Genomic DNA, 16,401 nt, shown 5'->3' with positions numbered 1-16,401 from the left:
CGTGAGCCAAGCCCTCGCGCCCGACCAGGCCTCGGTGCTCGCCGACCCCGACGAGCACCGAGGCGGGACCGGGACCCTCCGGTTCGTCCTGACCAAGATCGCCGAGGCGGCCGCCAGCGTCTTCCTCGTGATCGTCCTCGGCTTCTTCCTCTTCCGGCTGCTGCCCGGCGACCCGGTCGCGTTCATGGCCCGAGAACGCCCCACCGACCCCGGACAGATCGCCGAGCTGCGCGAACGGCTCGGCATCGACAAGCCGGTCCTCGCCCAGTTCGGCAACTACTTCGCCGGACTGTTCCAGGGCGACTTCGGCGAGTCCTACATCGAACGCCGCCCGGTGCTGGACATGATCGGCGAACGGCTGTGGCCGACCGTGCTGCTCGTCGGCAGCGCGACGATCCTGGCCGTCGCGCTCGGTCTCTGGCTCGGCATCCGCGCGGCGTGGAAGCGCGACAGCTTCTTCGACCGCGCGCAGACCGGGATCGCGCTGACGCTCTGGTCGGTCCCGCAGTTCTGGCTCGGCCTGCTGCTGCTTGTCGCCACCAACGGGCTGTTCCCCAGCCGCGGCATGCACTCGCCCGACGCCGGGCCCGGCTTCCTCGCCCAGAGCCTCGACGTGCTGCACCACCTGTTCCTGCCGTGCCTGACGCTGCTCGCGGTGTTCTACGCGCAGTACATGCTGGTGATGCGCTCGTCGCTGCTCGGCGAAATGAACGCCGACTACCTCACCACCGCCCGCGCGAAAGGCCTCCGCGACGACCTCGTCCGGCGCCGCCACGCGGTCCCGAACGCGCTGCTGCCCACCGTGACGCTGATCTTCATGCAGTTCGGCATGGTGGTCGCCGGCGCGGTCACCGTCGAAGCGGTGTTCAGCTGGCCCGGACTCGGCCAGCTGACCTACGACGCGCTGCACGGCCCGGACCTGCCGGTGCTGCAAGGGGTGTTCATCGTCCTGGCCAGCGCCGTCGTCCTGATGAACCTGTTCGCGGAGCTGCTCTACCGCGTGCTCGACCCGAGGGTGCGTGCCGCATGACCACAGCCGCAACCGCCGCCGAAAGCGCCCGCGCGATCGCGTGGCGCCGCCGCCGCGCCGGAATCGCCCGCACCTGGCACGAATTCGCCACGCAGAAAGCCGCGCTCGCCGGGCTTTTCCTGCTCGTGCTCACCGTCCTGCTCGCCCTGGCGCTGCCGCTGATCAGCGACCCCAGCGGGCTCGACGTCACCCGCGTCACCGGGAAACCGCTCAGCCCGCCGGACAGCCAGTTCTGGCTCGGCACCGACATCGACGGCCGCTCGGTGCTGCTGATGACGTTGTGGGGCACCAGGATCTCGCTGCTCGTCGGCTTCTGCGCGACCGTGCTCAGCGTGTTCATCGGCACCCTGATCGGCATCTCCGCCGCGCACTTCGGCGGCTGGGTGTCGGCGGTCCTGCTGCGGTTCACCGACTTCTTCCTGGTGCTGCCGTCGCTGGTGCTGGCGATCGCGCTGTCGGCCGTGCTGCCGCGCGGGATCTGGACGATCGTGCTCGCCATCGGCGTCACCGCCTGGCCGAGCACCGCCCGGCTGGTCCGCGCCCAGACGCTCACCATCGAAAGCCGCCCCTACATCGAACGCGCCCGCGCGCTCGGCGGCGGCCACCTGCACGTCATCGCCAAACACGTGCTGCCCGGCGTCGCCCCGCTCGTGCTCGCCAACACCACCCTCGTGGTCGGCAACGCGGTCATCGCCGACGCCACCCTGTCGTTCCTCGGCGTCGGCGACCCCACCGCGATCTCCTGGGGCGGAATGCTCGAAACCGCTCTCAACAACGGCGCGGTCACCCGTGGCGCCTGGTGGAACCTGCTCCCGCCGGGCATCGCGATCGTGCTCGTCGTGCTGATGTTCACCCTCGTCGGCCGCGGGCTGGAAACCGTGCTGAACCCGCGGCTCAAAGGACGGCATTCGTGACCGCGCTGCTCGAACTGAAAAACCTCGGCGTCACCTACCGCACCGGCGGCGGCGACGTCCCCGCGGTCCGCGGCGTCGACCTGCGCCTGGACGCGGGCGGCACGCTCGGCGTCGCGGGGGAGTCCGGCTCCGGGAAATCCACCGTCGCGATGAGCGTGCTCCGGCTCCTGCCGCGCAGCGCGGAGATCACCGGCGAGATCCTGCTCGACGGCGAGAACGTCGGCGAGATGCGCTGGGGACGGCTGCGCGCGGTCCGCTGGGCCGAGGCGTCGGTGGTGTTCCAGGGCGCGATGCACGCGCTCAACCCGGTCCGCCGCATCGGCGAGCAGATCGCCGAACCGATCCGGCTGCACGCGCCCGAGGGCAAGACGCCGTCCGAAGCGCAGGTGCAGGCCCGGGTCACGGAACTGCTCGAACAGGTCGACCTGCCCCGCTCGCGGGCCGGCGCGTATCCGCACGAGCTGTCCGGCGGCCAGAAACAGCGCGTGATGATCGCGATGGCGCTGGCGTGCGAACCGCGGCTGGTGATCGCCGACGAACCGACCACCGCCCTCGACGTCATCGTCCAGGCCCAAGTGCTGGGCGTGCTGTCGAAACTGGTCGCCGAACGCGGCATCGGGCTGATCATGATCAGCCACGACCTGTCGGTGCTCGCCGCCACCTGCGAACGCATCGCGGTGATGTACGACGGCGAACTCGTCGAAGAACGCCCGAGCGCCGAGCTGATGTCCTCCCCGCGGCACGAACACAGCCGCGCCCTCGCCGCGGCCTTCCCGACGGTCGGCGACCCGGTGTCCCGCTACGCCCCGGCCACCGCGACACCGCTGCCGCCAGAGCCGGAGGAACGCGCGGGCGCGGACGAGGCGCCGTTGCTCGCGGCCGAGAACCTGCACGTCTCGTTCCGCGACCGCAAGGGCAAGCGGATCCACGCGGTCAACGGGGTGAACCTGCAGGTCCGCCGGGACGAGATCGTCGCGCTGGTCGGCCAGTCCGGCTCCGGCAAGACCACCCTCGCCCGCACCCTGCTCGGCCTGCAGAAACCCGACTCCGGCGCGATCCGCTACGCGGGCAAACCGGTGCCGTCGGGCGGGGCCGGGCTGCGCGCGTACCGGCGGGAAGTCCAGCTCGTGCTCCAAGACCCGACGAGCGCGCTCAACCCCGCCCACACGGTGTACGAGGCGGTCGCCGAAGGCCCGCGCATCCATGGATTGCGCAGCGAACGCGACATCGTGCTCAGAGCGCTCGAATCCGCCGAACTGCGCCCGCCGGAGAAATACCTCGACCGGCTCCCGCACGAGCTGTCCGGCGGCCAGCGCCAGCGCGTCGTCATCGCCGGAGCCCTCGCGCTCGAACCGGCATTGCTGCTCGCCGACGAGCCGGTGGCGTCGCTGGACGCGTCCGTGCGCGGAGAAATCCTCGCGCTGCTGCTGCGGCTGCGCCGCCAGCTCGGGCTCTCCGCGCTCGTCATCACCCACGACCTGGGCCTGGCCTGGAACATCGCCGACCGGGTCGCGGTGATGTACCGCGGCGAACTCGTGGAGACCGGTACCGTCGAACAGGTCCTGCTCGACCCGCAGCACGAGTACACGAAGTCGCTGCTCGCGGCGCTCCCCGGGGGCACCGCGCAGCGGACCGCGGCCGACCGCTGACCGCGGGCCCTCCGGGCGCGCGCGGACCGGCGCGCGCCCGGAGCCCGTGCGGGGCGGGCCGACTGCACCCGGTAATCTCCTGGATCGAAATGGCCACCACTACCGACAACGCGCAGCCGAACGCCGGCAGTATCGACCGGCAGAACCTGGCGCCCGCGCGCTTCCCCTACCGGACCATCGCGATGGGCACGGTCGGAAGCGCCCTTCTCATGCTCGCCGCGCTCGGCGCGGGCGGCATCCTCATCCGCGACCCTGTCATCGGCCACGGCCCGCTGTCCTGGATCCGCTACGGCCACGGCCGGGCGCTCGCCAACGCGCTGCTCTACAGCGGCTTCGGCCTCATCGTGTGGGCATGGGTCCGGCTCGGCCGCTACGCGCTCGCCGGGCGCATCGGCAGCAAGCCGATCCTGATCGCCGCGCTGTGCTGGATGGCGCCGCTGATCGTGTCGCCGCCGCTGTTCACCCGCGACGTCTTCTCCTACCTCGGCCAGGGCGCGCAGCTGCTCTACGGGCTCGACCCGTACGCCAACGGCCCCGCCGAGCTGCCCGTGCTGCCCAACGTCGTGCAGAACGTGCACCCGCTGTGGCAGACCACGCCCGCCCCGTACGGGCCGCTGTTCCTGCTGATCTCCAAGGGCATCGTCGCGATCACCCAGGACCACATGATCGCCGGCGTCATCCTCACCCGGCTCGTCCTGCTCGTCGGGCTCGGCATGACGCTGTGGGCGCTGCCCCGGCTCGTCAAGCACCTCGGCGGGAAACTCCCGGTCGCGCTGTGGGTCGCGGTCGCCAGCCCGATGATGGTCATCCACCTCTTCGGCGGCCCGCACAACGACCTGATGATGCTCGGCTTCCTCACCATCGGGATGCTCGCCGCGCTCGAGCGCAAGCACGTCGTCGCGGTCGTGCTCGTCACCATCGGCATGCTGATCAAGCCGACCGCCGCCGTCGCGCTGCCGTTCATGGTCTGGATGTGGGCCGCCGACATGGCCGGCCCCTCGAAGACCAAGAACTTCTTCAAGGCCGGAGCCGCCGCGGTCGGGCTGTTCCTGCCGGTGTTCGTCGTCGGCACCTGGGTCTCGCTCGGCTCGCTCAACCTCGGCTGGTGGTCCGGCCTCAAGGCCCCGCAGCTCATCACCAACTGGCTGAACTTCCCCAGCGGCATCGGCGAGGCGGTCTACAACCTCGTCCACCTCATCGCCAACGTCCAGCCCTCGCCGTTCGTCACCGTCGCCCGCGCCATCGCGATGGTCGGCCTCGTCGTGTTCGGCGTCCGCCAGTGGTGGCTCGCCCGCGGCGGCGGCAAGGAAGCCGTCTACCGGGCCGCGATCACCCTGCTGGCCGTCGCGATCCTCATGCCGCCGACCCTGCCGTGGTACCTCACCTGGGGCTTCGTGCTGATCTCCGCGTTCCCGTGGGAACGGCGGAACCTGTCGGCGATCGTGGCGATCTCGGTGTTCGTGACGCTCGTGTACTACCCGACCGGGGAGCAAGCGCTCTACGACTGGTGGTTCATCGCGATCGTCGTCGTGGTCAGCCTCTACGCCGCCGCGTCCCTGCTGCGCCCCGACCCGCTCGGCCTCGTCGCCGCCTGGCGGAAGAAGCCGAAGGACGAGGACTTCCTCCCGGAAACCCCCGCCAAGTCCTCCTGAGGCGGTGGTCCCGGCTCCGCGCCGGGACCACCGCGCTCCAGGGCTACTTGCGGTCCGCGCGGTAATTCCGGAACAACAGGTACGTGTCGAGAATGTCCTCCGGCGCGCTCTCGACCGACCGGTAGATGCCCCACTTCGGCCGCACGTAATCGCCCTGGTCCGGCAGCTTCACCCCGGTCTTGCGGCCCTGCGCCGCGATCGGCGCACCCGCACCGGCGCCGCTGCGGATCACGCACGCCGCCGCGCCCGAATCGCCCGGGGTGAGCGTCCACTCGATCGTGATCCACTTGTCCCGCAACGGAGCCAGCTTCGCCGCCGCGATCGACGGCGAACCCGGATTCGCGTACGCGCGAGCGGAAATCATCTCCACGCCGCCGTCGCGAACCAGGTCGATCGTCACCCACGGACCGGCGTTCGTCGCCGGGGTCTTCGTCTGGAAGATGTGCGTGAACCGGCTCGTGCCGTGCAGGCTCGCCGGGATGTACATCTCGTACGAGAGCGTCCACGTCTCGCCGTCATGCATCTTCAGCGCGGTGCCGTTCTGCACCATGCCCTTCGTCTCGGTCCGCTGCCGGTCCCCGCCGCCAGTGGTGTCCCGGTCGTCGCGCCAGATGTTGAACCGGTAGTGATTCCCTTCCACCACCACGTACTTCCGGTCCGGGTGCAGACCGCCGCGATCAGCCTCGACGCCTTCGAACGCCTTGAGCCCGTCCTTCACCGGATCGGGATGCCACAGCGGGCTCGCAAAAGGCCTCGCGAAGGGGCTCGCGGCCGACGCGAACTGGCTGAGCGGACCGGCCAGCGCCGGGAGCGCGAGCGCCGCACCGGCGAGCGTGCGCAGCGCCGTCCGGCGCGGGAAACCAGGGGATTCCGGCATTGCGGAGTGTCCTTTCCGAACAGGAACGAAAGGGGCACATCGGCCGGCGGCGTCGTACATCCGATGTCTGGCAGCTCAAAGGTAAGAGCCTTTCCGAACGCGGTCAAGCGTCATCGGTAGGCGCGGACCACAGTGCCCGTAACGTCGCTTTCCACGCAGTTCAGGTAGTGCCGCACCAGTTCGTCCATCGGCACCGGCCGCATTCCCGGGAACTGCGCGCCGAACTCGTCCGCCGAATCGCCGACCATCGTCGGGCTGACCGCGTTGACCCGCATCCCGCGCGGGAGCTCGATCGCCGCCGACAGCACGAAACTGTGCAGCGCACCGCTGATCACCCCGCCGCCGGTCACGTGCGGCCACGCCTCGTCGGCGAAAATCCCGGACGTCAGCGTGAACGAAGCCCCGTCGGCGGCGCGATGCTGCCCTTGCAGGACGAGCTCAGCCTGACCGTAGAACTTGGCCCGCATGTTCTCGTGCAGCTCCGCCGAAGTGAGCTTCGCGAAGTCGTCCAACGTCCCGTGCGCGGCGACGCTCACCACCGCGTCCACAGCGCCGACCTCGCGGTACATCGCCGCGATCGTCTCCGGCTCGGCCAAATCCACGCGCACCTCGCCCGACGTCCGTCCGGCCACGACCACCTGGTGCCCGCGCGACCGCAGCTCCGGCACCAGCCGCCGCCCGATCGTCCCGGCGCCGCCGACCACAAGAATTCTCACTGCACCTTCTCCTTCGCCAAGGATTCCGCACAACTCCGGCCCAGCAAGGCGAGCGCGTCAGCGTCCGGAGTGCCGGGAAACGCGTAGAACAGCCCGAGCTGCTGATCGTCGTCGGGCAGCGCGACCGTCTCGTTCGCGAGCGTCAGACGTCCGACCACTGGATGGTCCAGTTCGCGCACGTAGTACGAGCACGTCCGGACGGGCCGCTTCGCCCACATCCGCGCGAACTCCGGACTCTCCACCGCCAACCGGCCGACGAGCTGTTCCAGCACCGGATCGTCCCGATGCCGTGCGACCGCCTGATGCAACGCCGCGACCGTGACGGACGCCTTGTCCGCCCAATCCCGGTACAGCGCGCGGTGATGCGGGTCGAGGAACAGCATCCTCGCGATGTTCGGGCGCACCCGCTCGTCCGGAGCCTCGAACGCGACGTGCCCGGCCAGCAGCACGTGCCCGAGCCGGTTCCACGCCAGGACATCCGCCCGGTGATCGACCACCACCGCGGGCATCGTCGGCATCGCTGCGAGCAGGTCCCGCACCGCGGGCCTCAGCTTCGTTCTCCGGGCCCGCGGACGCACTGCTCGCCGCGGCGCCGCGAGGTTCCGCAAATGCTCGTGCTCGGCGGGATCCAGCCGCAGCGCCGAAGCCAGCGCGTCGAGCACCGCGTCCGACGCGCTGCTGCTGGCACCCTGCTCAAGCCGCGTGTAGTAGCTGACGCTGACCCCGGCCAGCTCCGCCAGTTCCTCCCGGCGCAGCCCGGGAACCGCGCGCCGCGTTCCGCCGGGCGCGATGCCCGCGGCCTCCGGCGCCAGCCGCTCGCGACGGCTGCGCAGGAAACCGCCGAGTTCGTTGCTTCCGTTGCTCACCAGGCCATCCTGGCGCGCGGCCGAGCCCGCCGCCTGCCCCTGTCCGGGATACCCCGGTCAGAACATCTTGCTCACTACGTCGTGCCACGCGGTGACGGCCTGCGCGAGCTGCGCTCCGGTCTTGGCGGCTTCGGTCACCGCGCTCCACGCCAGTTTCGCCCGGCCGCGCTTCTGCTTCTCGCCGGGCTCGGCGGCGGCCTCGGCGATGTCCTTGACGTGGTAGAGAAGTTCCTCGCGTTCGCCGTCCGGCAGATCCGGATCCTCGCGCACCGCGGCCGACAGCGCTTCGATCGCCTCGGCGAGCCGGTCGTCCCTCCCGGCGACCGGAGCCAGCACGGTCGTGATGTCCCGGACCGTGCTGTTGAGAATGAAGTTGCTGTGCGTCACGTCGCCGCCGATTTCGATGCGGTGACCGGACTGCGGCGCGGAATCCCGTTTGTAGTCGGCCATATTGCCGAGCACCTCCGTCAGATATTCGAAAGCGATGGTGACGTACGCCAGGTAGACGCGGGCGAAGCTCCTGGCGCTGATCTGGTCGGTGTTCCACTGCGCGATCCACTGGAACCCCTCGGTGGCCTTGGCCAGCCGGCGGCGGATCTCCTCGGTCACGAACCCGCCCAGCACCCCGCCGTCCAACCGCCAGCTCGCGTGGAACTCGGCGGGCCACGCCCCGGTGACCGCCCTTTCCTTCAACTCGGCGACTTCCTCGAGAAACTCCCTCAGATCCTGTTCCATCGCCTCGCCCGAGACGTGTTCCTTGAACCGGGCTTCGTGCGGCCGGTGCATGAGCGGAAGCAGCTTGGGCTGGGGGAGCGCGGCCAGCCCGCCCGCGACCGCGACGAGCGCGGCGTGCAGATCCTTGAGGAAGCTCTCCCATTCGCCGGCCGGGAGCACCGCGATCCCGGCGCCGTCGTCGGCCCGCCCGTAGCGGGTGTGCAGGCTGTCCCGGAACCGCTGCGCCAGCTCGCCGGTGAGCGTCGCCAGCACACGCTCGGCCCCGGGATGGACGTCGGACACCAGATTCCGGCGAGCCGACGCCCAGGCGAAAATGTCCTTGACCTGGCCCGCCACCTCGCGGGTCGGACGTGAACCGGTGCGCTCCGGACCCCACCACGTGTGATAGCGGCCGTAGTCTTGCTCTTCCTCGAAGTACCGCCCCGGCTTGCACAACCGCTCGACCGGCGGCCGCACCGTCCGCGCATGCGCACGGGCTTCCTCGGCGATCCGGACCGGAAGCGCGCCGATCGCCTCCCGGATCGCCCGCCGGGCCCGATCGGCCCCGGACACGGCTTCGCGCACCGTGCCGTCCAGCGACAGCTTCAGCGGGCCCGGATGCCGGGCCTCCCGCAGCTTGGCCTGCCGGGTGGCTCGCTGCCATTCAGCGGCCCGAGAAGACCGCTCGCCCAGCGTCTTGTCCTTCGCGGACTTGGCGTTCGCCGCGACCGTCGCCTTGTTCTTCTCGTAGGCCTTCGACGCCAGCCAGAGCCCGCCGCCGATCAACGCGATCCAGACGACGACGGTGAACCCGCCGGTCACCGCATGGTCGACCCCGCTGTCGGCAGCCGCGGCGATCAGCACCACGACAATCACCACCGCGATCGCACATCCCACAACGCCTCCCCCCGACGCGCACCGCGACCGCGCTGGGAGTGCGACCGCCGTCACAGCATGATGCCATGCAGGCCGGACACGGGACGATGATCCGGACAGCGCAAGCGCGAGGGGAGAAACCGGTGCAGGAATCGGATCAGCGCGAACTGGACGCGTTGCTCGCCACGGCCCGGATCGTCCGCACGCTCAACAGCTACTACCGCGCCGTCGACGAGCAGCGGTTCGACGCCCCGCGATTCCGCCGCGTCTTCGCGCCGGACGGCAAGATCGTGCGCCCGAACGGAGCCGAGATCTCCGGCCCGGCCGACATCGCCGACAGCCACGCCCGCAGCTTCGCCCGCTTCGAAGCGAGCCAGCACCTGCTCACCGGCCACGACGTCGACCTCGACGGCGCCACCGCCGAGGTGCGCGCGAATCTCGTCGCGATCCACCTGTGGAAAGACCGCCCGATCACCGTCCGGATGGAGGACCGCGCGTTCACCGCGGGCGGCGTCGTCACCGCGGACCTGCGCCGATTCGGGGACGACTGGCGCATCACCGAAGTCCGCACCCGGATCCTGTGGCGCACCGGGTATTTCGGCGACCTGGCCCAGACTCGCTGACCCGGCTCACCGCTTCGCCGCCCAGACGTTCAGCTCTGGTCGAACGCGGCAGCGAAGACCGGGACCAGCCGCGTCAGTTCGGCCTGCTGCGCCGCCATGCTCACCTGGCCCGCCTGGTAGTCGGTGGTCGTGACCGCGAGAACGCGATTGCCGCGGGCGAGAACCAGCACGCAGCCTGCCATGCGCGTCTGCGCGAACTGCCCGCAGAACCCGAGTTGCGGATCGGCGGCGCCAGGAACCGAGAACCTCGTCTTCACCGTCAGCTCAGCGTCCTCGGCCAGCCCTTTCCCGTGCGTGGAGAACCGGCTCACGACAGCGAGGTCGTGGTCCCCGGACACCGTTTTTCCGCAGGCGAGCGCTTCGTCCAGACCAGACACGACCTGCTCGCCGGAATAGCCCTCGTACGCCGCGAGCCGTTGCCGGATCCAGAGCTTGTCCGTCGTGGAGTACGCCTGCGCGCCATCGCGCGCGGCGGGATCCCAGGGCTGGTCGGCACCGCACGCCCGCACGATGCGCAGCGGCGTGTTCGGACCGACGACATACGGCAGCCGATCCCGCCCAGCAGTGAGACCGGCCTTCGTCAGATCGTCGGCGCTCGGCAAGTACTTCGTGAGGTCTTTCGCGACCGGCGGCGTCGCGGAGACGACGGAACTCGACGGCGGCGCGGAACTCGGCGCCGGAGCCGCCGGAACCTCGGCCGCGCACCCCGCGACCAGCAAAACAAACCCGCTCACCGCAACCGCAACCCGCATGATCTTCCCCAGCACGGGAGGAAGATCGCCAACCTGCGGCCCAGCGTTACGAACCCGCCCAGCCCCGCCAGGTCTGGACCTCTGTCACGACCACCGCGTGCTCCGGCGGCCGCTCCGCGTACTGCGGGTACTTCTCGGCGAGCCACCCGACGTACGGGTCCCGGTCCGCGACCACCCGCGCCACCCCGTCCGCGCGGGCCCACCACAGGCGCGACCAGTCCTCGTCGTATTCGTCAGCCAGGAAGGACACCGCCGGGTTCTCCGCGATGTTCGCCAGCCGCCGCAACGACGTCGTGCTCTTCGGTTTGTGGTCGACCGCGAACACGATCCGGTCGCCGCGCACCACGAACGTCACCGGCACCAGGTGCGGGACTCCGCGACCGTCCACTGTGGCCAGCCGGGCCACCCGCGCGGCCGCGAACCGCGCCCGGGTTTCCACAGTGGACAGTCGCATCGGGACTCAGTCCAGCGCGGGGGAGTCGAGGGTGAGCGTGCCCAGTTCGGTGTCGAGCGAGGCCGAAACCCCCAGCGGCAGCGTCGGCGACCCCGCCACGTGCCCGAAGCCGAACCCGCTCAGCACCGGAACCTCCAGCGGCGACAACCGTTCCGCCAGCAGTTCGCGAACCTCCGCCGGATCGCCGCACGCGGCCCACGAACCCAGCACGATCCCGCGCACGCCGTCGAACCAGCCGGAACGCAGCAGTTGCGTCACCATCCGGTCGATCCGGTACGGGCTCTCGGTCACGTCCTCCAGCAGCACGATCCCGCCGCGCGCGGACCCCTGCTCGGCCGTGCCGACACCGGACGCGAGCAGCGACAGGTTCCCGCCCACCAGCACGCCCAGCGCACGGCCGGGCACCACCACGTCCGGTTCCCGGGCACGGAGCACCCGCGTGTGGTCCGGCTCGAACAACGTGCGCCGCAAGTGTTCCGACGCGGCCTCGTCGAACAGGACGCTCGCGGGCATCGGCGAAAGCAGCGTCGCGAGGTCCAGATGCGTGTGCGCGGCCCGGTGCAGCGCGGTCACGTCGCTCGACCCGGCCAGCACCTTCGGCCCCGCGGCCCGCAACACCGGCCAATCCACCAGATCGATCATCCGCTGCGTCCCGTAGCCCCCGCGCGCCGCCAGCACGCACCGGACTTCCGGGTCCAGCCACGCCTCGGTGAACTCCGCCGCCCGCGCCTGGTCCGGCGCGGACAGGTACGACCCGCTCGAAGCCCGCACTCCCGGGCCGATCCGCACCTTCACGCCCCAGTCGCGCAGCACCGGCAGCGCGGCGTCCAGCAGGTCCCGCGGCACCGGCCCGGACGGCGCGACGAGCGCGATCGTGTCCCCGGCGGAGAGTCTGGCGGGCCTCACCGGGACAGCTCCAGCCGCGGCACGCCCGGCGTCTCGAAGCCGAACACCTGGCCGTAGAAGGAAAGCTCCGCCTCCAGCGCGGCGACGATCGTCTCCGCCTTCCGGAACCCGTGCTGCTCGCCCTCGAACCGCAGGTACGCGTGCGGGATCCCGCTGCCGTCGATTTCGGAGACGAACCGGTCCGCCTGCTCCGGCGGGCAGATCTCGTCCTCCAGGCCCTGCAGGAACAGCACCGGCCCGGCCAGCGAGCCCACGTGCGTCATCGGCGAGCGCTCCCGGTACCGGCCGGCGGCTTCCGGATACGGGCCGACCATGCTGACCAGGTACTGCGACTCGAAGTCGTGGGTCTCGCCGCCCTCGCCGGTCCATCCGGTGAAGTCGAGGATCGGGAACTTCACCGTCGCCGCCGCGTAGGTGCGGGTCATCGTGATCGACGCCGCCGAGGTGAACCCGCCCGCGCTGCCACCGCGGATGCCCAGCCGGTCCCGGTCGGCGATCCCTTCCGCGGCCAGCGCTTCGGCGACCGCCGCGCAGTCGCGCACATCCACCACGCCCCACTGCTCCCGCAGCCGCTCGCGGAACGCCCGCCCGTATCCGGTGGATCCGCCGTAGTTCACCGCGACGACGCCGATGCCGCGGCTGGTGAAGTACGCGAAGTCGAGGTCGAGGGATTCGTCGGCGTGCCCGGTCGGCCCGCCGTGCACATGCACGATGTACGGCGGCAGTTCGCCTTCCGGCGCGGCGAAATCCGGGTTCGTCGGCGGGAACACGTACGCCGGGATCTCCGCCCCGTCCGGCCCGGTGAACACGCGCTCCTGCGGCACCGGCAGGTACTCCGCGGGCGGCAGCGAGGCCGGCTGCGGCGTGAGCGCGCGCCACTTTCCGGTGGCCGGGTCCAGCACGACGACCGCGCTGTCGTGCCGCGGCCCGCCCGCGATCCCGGCGATCCCGTCCGCGGTCGGGACCAGCCCGTTCGACGACCACACGGTCAGTTCGGTGTCGACGCGCGTCACCGAACCGTCGCTCTCGTCCAGGATCGCCAGCTTGCCGGAGTCGAGCACCGCGTGCTTCCCGCCGCCGAGCGGGGCGAACCAGCTGGCGCCGAGCTTCCACATCGGCCCGCCCAGCTCCCGCTCCACTGGCGCGAGGTTGACCGCCGAACCGTCGAGCCCGACCCGGTGCAGATTCCACCAGCCGTCCGGGTCGGCGAGCACGAGCAGCTGATCCGCGGTCTCCCACGCCACCTCGCACACCGCGACCTTCGGCCCGCCCGCCAGCACGCGCGCCTCCCCGAACGACCCGTCGGCCGCCACCGGCGCGACGAACAGCTCGGTCCCGTCCCACGGCATTGCCGGATGGTCCCAAGCGAGCCACGCGGCGTGCGCGCCGTCCGGCGACAGCTGCGGCGCGGTGAAGAACCGGTGTCCTTCGACGAGCACCCGTTCGGCGGAGCCGTTCAGCGGGATCGCGACCAGCTCGCGCGAGATGTCCGTGCGCCGCGGCCCGGTGCTGCGCTCGCGGACCGCCCACACCTCGCCCTCGCGGCCGGGCCGCAGATCGCCGTATCGGACGCCTTGCGGCGTGGCCGGTTCCGGCGTCAGCGCGGTGGCCTCGCCGTTCTCGAACGCGTACACCCGCTGATCGGCCCAGTGCGTGAACACTACGACGCCGCCGAGGGCGAGCCACGGCCGTCCGCCGTACTCGTGCACCCGGTTCCGCACGTTCCACGGCGCGGGAAGCACGTCCTCGACGCCGCCGCCGGGAAGGGCGCGCACGAGCGCGACGCGACCGCCTTCGGCCGGACGCGCCTCCGCCCACCAGAGCGCGCCGTCGACCGCGGCGAGCCATTGCGCGCCGCCGCCGGCGGCCGCCGCGCCGGCCGCGGTGACGGGAGAGGTCCAGGTTCCATGAGGAGAGATGCGAGGCACCCGGGAAGCGTAACGAGGATCCGCTGCGTGTCCGGATCCGCACGCACCGCGCAGGAATCGCGCCCGAACTCCCCTGAACCCGGGGCGGCGGATGCCGATCATGCGTCCGTGGCCTAGGGTCGAAGACGCTATGTCACGCGTAATCCACGTCTTCCGCAAGCCCGACCGGTTCGTGGCCGGCACGGTCGGCGAGCCCGGCGACCGCACCTTCTACCTCCAGGCGACGGAGGACGTGCGGACGATCAGCGTCACGATCGAAAAACAGCAGGTCGTCGTTCTCGCGGAGCGGCTGGGGGCGCTCCTGGAGGAGGTCGCCAGCCGGTTCGGCGCCGACGTGCCCGCCCACGCCCCCGACGACGAGGTCGACGTGGACCCGCTCTCGGTGCCCGTCGAGGAGGAGTTCCGGGTCGGCACGATGGGGCTCGGCTGGGACGCCGACTCCGGCGCGGTCGTCGTGGAGCTGCTCGCGATCACCGAGGGCGAAGTCGACGAGACGGTCGTGCTCGACGACACCGAGGAAGGCCCGGACGCGGTCCGCGTGTTCCTCACCCCGGTCGCCGCCCGCGCATTCGCCGAGCGCGCCGACCGCGTCGTGAACGCCGGCCGCAAGCCGTGCCCGCTGTGCGGCGAACCGCTCGACCCGGCCGGGCACATCTGCCCGCGGCAGAACGGGTACCGGCGCGACGTCGACGTGACCGAGGACTGAGGGCGCCCGTGGCGAACACCGCGCCAGGACCGGCCGACCCCGCCGCCCGCGATTTCGTCTCCCGCGGCCGCATCGACGTCGAGGGCAGGCTGGTCGACGCCTCCAACGTCACGCTGTTCTGCGCGATCGAGCTCGACGGCGTCACCGGCCGCGTCGTGTACAAGCCGGTGTCGGGGGAGCGGCCGCTCTGGGACTTCCCGGACGGCACCCTCGCCGGCCGCGAGGTGGCCACCGCGATGATCTCCGACGCCTGCGGCCTCGGCGCGATCCCGCCGACCGTGCTGCGCGACGGCCCGTTCGGGCCCGGCATGGTGCAGCTGTGGGTCGAGACCGACGAGGACGCCGAGGTCGTCGACGTCTGCCCGCCGGACGAGGTTCCCGAGGGCTGGCGCACCGTGCTGCACGCGCACGACCGGCTCGGCGACCCGGCGGTGCTCGTCCACGCCGACCACCCGGACCTGCGCGAACTGGCCGTTCTCGACATCGTCGTCAACAACACCGACCGCAAGGGCGGGCACCTGCTGGCCGGCTCCGACGGCCGCGTCTACGGCGTGGATCACGGCATCTGCCTGCACACCGACCCGAAGCTGCGCACCGTGCTGTGGGGCTGGATCGGCGAGCAGCTGCCCGAAGACGCCGTCGAGAAACTGCGCAAGCTCCGCGCGGACCTCGACGGCCGCCTCGGCGCGGAACTCGGCGAACACCTGACCGCCTTCGAAATCCAGGCGCTTTCGCAGCGCACGGACTATCTGCTCGCCGAGGCGGTGTTCCCCGAGCCCGGCGACGACTGGCGCGCGATCCCCTGGCCGCTGTTCTGATGGCCGAACACACCGCGGACACCGTCCTGATGGACTCCGCCGCCCGCGCCCGGCTCGTCAACCGCTTCGGCCCGGCCGCGCAAGCCTGGTGCGACGCGCTGCCCGCCCTCGTCGACCGGCTCTGCCGCCAGTGGGGCCTCACCGTGTCCGAGGCCCGGCCCGGCAACACCGGCCGCACCCTGCTCTGCCGGGACGCCGACGGCACGCTGAAAGTGCTCAAACTCTGCCCGGACCGCGCGATCGCGACCGCGGAGGCCACCGCGCTCGGCTCGTGGGCCGGATTGGCGCGGGTCGTGCAGATCCTCGACGCCGACCTCGACCACGGCGCCGTGCTGCTCGAAGGACTCGAACCCGGGGACACCCTCACCGGACGCGGCGCCGACGTCCCGTGGGACCAGATCGGCGAACTGCTCGCCGACCTGCACGGCGTCCCGGCCGCCGGGCCGTTCCCGACCCAGCTCGAACGCGTCCGGTTCATGTTCGGCCTCGCCGAGCAGCGCCTCGCCGGTTCCCCGGCCGAAGCGCACCTGCCGGTGGAATCGCTGCGCACCGGCCTCGCCCGGTCCGAGGAACTGGCCGCCACCGGACCCATCGCCCTCGTGCACGGCGACCTGCACCCCGGCAACGTCCTGGACGCCGGGCCGGACCGCGGAGCCGTCGCGATCGACCCGCGCCCGTGCGTCGGCGACCCGGCGTTCGACGCGGTCGACTGGGCGGTGCTGCCGATGGCCCACGGCGGCGCGGTCGAGGACGGGATCGCGAAACTGCCGCAGCTGGACGGCGACCGGGTCCGTGCGTGGTGCGTCGCGCTCGCCCCGCTGGTCGCGATGGGCCCGCTCCGCCGCGGCGGGCCGACGCCCTTCACCGACGCGGTGCTGCGGATGGCTCGCTGAGCTGGGCAGTTCGGCCCAAAGACTCCC

General features: G+C 71.4%; 16 protein-coding genes. 8 read left to right on the top strand and 8 right to left on the bottom strand.

The genetic code is table 11. The features are described 5' to 3' along the window. The first annotated feature begins 1 nt into the window (after nucleotide 1). The 4 genes from ACZ63D_RS25505 (at nucleotide 2) to mptB (ending at nucleotide 5,245) form a co-directional block, all read left to right on the top strand. On the top strand, nucleotides 2-1,030 hold the full coding sequence (locus ACZ63D_RS25505; protein WP_465356852.1) for an ABC transporter permease: 1,029 nt from the start codon (nucleotides 2-4) through the stop codon (nucleotides 1,028-1,030). After that, nucleotides 1,027-1,944, top strand: coding sequence for an ABC transporter permease (locus ACZ63D_RS25500; RefSeq protein WP_465356851.1), 918 nt, complete (start codon nucleotides 1,027-1,029; stop codon nucleotides 1,942-1,944). The genes ACZ63D_RS25505 and ACZ63D_RS25500 overlap by 4 nt, the downstream gene beginning before the upstream one ends. Beyond that, the gene (nikE, locus tag ACZ63D_RS25495) at nucleotides 1,941-3,593 is read left to right on the top strand and encodes a nickel ABC transporter ATP-binding protein NikE (protein ID WP_465356850.1); all 1,653 of its coding nucleotides are present in this window, start codon (nucleotides 1,941-1,943) and stop codon (nucleotides 3,591-3,593) included. The genes ACZ63D_RS25500 and nikE overlap by 4 nt, the downstream gene beginning before the upstream one ends. An 89-nt stretch (nucleotides 3,594-3,682) precedes the next feature. Next, nucleotides 3,683-5,245, top strand: coding sequence for a polyprenol phosphomannose-dependent alpha 1,6 mannosyltransferase MptB (gene mptB, locus ACZ63D_RS25490; RefSeq protein WP_465356849.1), 1,563 nt, complete (start codon nucleotides 3,683-3,685; stop codon nucleotides 5,243-5,245). Nucleotides 5,246-5,288: 43 nt separating this feature from the next. Here the strand turns inward: mptB and ACZ63D_RS25485 are convergent, their stop codons facing one another. The 4 genes from ACZ63D_RS25485 to ACZ63D_RS25470 form a co-directional block, all read right to left on the bottom strand. Continuing rightward, nucleotides 5,289-6,122, bottom strand: coding sequence for a hypothetical protein (locus ACZ63D_RS25485; protein WP_465356848.1), 834 nt, complete (start codon nucleotides 6,120-6,122; stop codon nucleotides 5,289-5,291). A 110-nt stretch (nucleotides 6,123-6,232) separates the two neighbouring features. Beyond that, a complete protein-coding gene (locus tag ACZ63D_RS25480; RefSeq protein ID WP_465356847.1) occupies nucleotides 6,233-6,838 on the bottom strand; it encodes a short chain dehydrogenase in 606 nt (201 codons plus the stop codon). Beyond that, nucleotides 6,835-7,704, bottom strand: a complete 870-nt coding sequence (locus ACZ63D_RS25475; protein ID WP_465356846.1) for a helix-turn-helix transcriptional regulator — start codon at nucleotides 7,702-7,704, stop codon at nucleotides 6,835-6,837. The genes ACZ63D_RS25480 and ACZ63D_RS25475 overlap by 4 nt, the downstream gene beginning before the upstream one ends. A 57-nt stretch (nucleotides 7,705-7,761) precedes the next feature. After that, a complete protein-coding gene (locus tag ACZ63D_RS25470; protein ID WP_465356845.1) occupies nucleotides 7,762-9,315 on the bottom strand; it encodes a hypothetical protein in 1,554 nt (517 codons plus the stop codon). A gap of 65 nt (nucleotides 9,316-9,380) precedes the next feature. Here ACZ63D_RS25470 and ACZ63D_RS25465 point away from each other — a divergent pair, with 65 nt between their 5' ends. Beyond that, a complete protein-coding gene (locus ACZ63D_RS25465) occupies nucleotides 9,381-9,917 on the top strand; it encodes a nuclear transport factor 2 family protein (protein WP_465356844.1) in 537 nt (178 codons plus the stop codon). Nucleotides 9,918-9,946: 29 nt separating this feature from the next. Here the strand turns inward: ACZ63D_RS25465 and ACZ63D_RS25460 are convergent, their stop codons facing one another. Genes ACZ63D_RS25460 through ACZ63D_RS25445 form a run of 4 tightly spaced genes read right to left on the bottom strand, consistent with a single transcriptional unit; the run spans nucleotide 9,947 to nucleotide 13,957 of the window. Further along, nucleotides 9,947-10,669, bottom strand: a complete 723-nt coding sequence (locus ACZ63D_RS25460) for a hypothetical protein (RefSeq protein WP_465356843.1) — start codon at nucleotides 10,667-10,669, stop codon at nucleotides 9,947-9,949. 46 nt (nucleotides 10,670-10,715) lie between these two features. Further along, a complete protein-coding gene (locus ACZ63D_RS25455) occupies nucleotides 10,716-11,123 on the bottom strand; it encodes a TIGR03668 family PPOX class F420-dependent oxidoreductase (RefSeq protein WP_465356842.1) in 408 nt (135 codons plus the stop codon). Between the two features lie 6 nt (nucleotides 11,124-11,129). Then, a complete protein-coding gene (locus ACZ63D_RS25450; protein WP_465356841.1) occupies nucleotides 11,130-12,029 on the bottom strand; it encodes a S66 peptidase family protein in 900 nt (299 codons plus the stop codon). Continuing rightward, nucleotides 12,026-13,957: a S9 family peptidase gene (locus ACZ63D_RS25445; protein WP_465356840.1), complete on the bottom strand. Its 1,932-nt coding sequence runs from the start codon at nucleotides 13,955-13,957 to the stop codon at nucleotides 12,026-12,028. Before ACZ63D_RS25445 ends, ACZ63D_RS25450 begins: the two co-directional genes overlap by 4 nt. A 130-nt stretch (nucleotides 13,958-14,087) precedes the next feature. Here ACZ63D_RS25445 and ACZ63D_RS25440 point away from each other — a divergent pair, with 130 nt between their 5' ends. Genes ACZ63D_RS25440 through ACZ63D_RS25430 form a run of 3 tightly spaced genes read left to right on the top strand, consistent with a single transcriptional unit; the run spans nucleotide 14,088 to nucleotide 16,374 of the window. Next, nucleotides 14,088-14,663, top strand: a complete 576-nt coding sequence (locus ACZ63D_RS25440; protein WP_465356839.1) for a DUF3090 domain-containing protein — start codon at nucleotides 14,088-14,090, stop codon at nucleotides 14,661-14,663. 8 nt (nucleotides 14,664-14,671) lie between these two features. After that, nucleotides 14,672-15,481, top strand: coding sequence for an SCO1664 family protein (locus tag ACZ63D_RS25435; protein WP_465356838.1), 810 nt, complete (start codon nucleotides 14,672-14,674; stop codon nucleotides 15,479-15,481). After that, entirely contained in the window at nucleotides 15,481-16,374 is an 894-nt protein-coding gene (locus ACZ63D_RS25430; RefSeq protein ID WP_465356837.1) for a phosphotransferase, read from the top strand. Before ACZ63D_RS25435 ends, ACZ63D_RS25430 begins: the two co-directional genes overlap by 1 nt. Nucleotides 16,375-16,401 lie beyond the last annotated feature (27 nt).

The sequence above is a fragment of the Amycolatopsis sp. NPDC104775 genome (assembly GCF_055583325.1).
This window is presented reverse-complemented; position numbering and strand designations above follow the sequence as displayed.